1 protein-coding gene is annotated in these 291 nt (G+C 67.0%); it reads left to right on the top strand.

The window, feature by feature from the left end; all coding sequences use genetic code 11:
- Window positions 1-291, top strand: a 291-nt coding sequence (locus tag VSR72_RS44120) for a RuBisCO large subunit C-terminal-like domain-containing protein (RefSeq protein ID WP_342958429.1), incomplete at both ends; no start/stop codon positions are given.

Raw genomic sequence — 291 nt, 5'->3', positions numbered from 1 at the left:
ACGGTCCGCACTGTCCGTTCGACGATCGGGTGCGTGCGGTGATGCGGGTGGTCAACGAGCATGCGGATCGCACAGGCAAGAAGGTGATGGTGGCCTTCAACCTGACGGGGGACCTGGACCAGATGAAACGGCGCCACGACCTGGTGCTCGCACAGGGTGGCACCTGCGTGATGGCGGTGCTGAACTCGGTGGGTCTGGTGGGGCTGCATGAGCTGCGCCGCCACAGCCAGCTGCCGATCCACGCTCACCGTGCGGGCTGGGGGTATCTGACGCGCAGCGAGGCGCTGGGCT

This window comes from Paraburkholderia sp. JHI869 (genome assembly GCF_038900775.1).
Taxonomy (GTDB): Bacteria; Pseudomonadota; Gammaproteobacteria; order Burkholderiales; family Burkholderiaceae; genus Paraburkholderia.
This window is presented reverse-complemented; position numbering and strand designations above follow the sequence as displayed.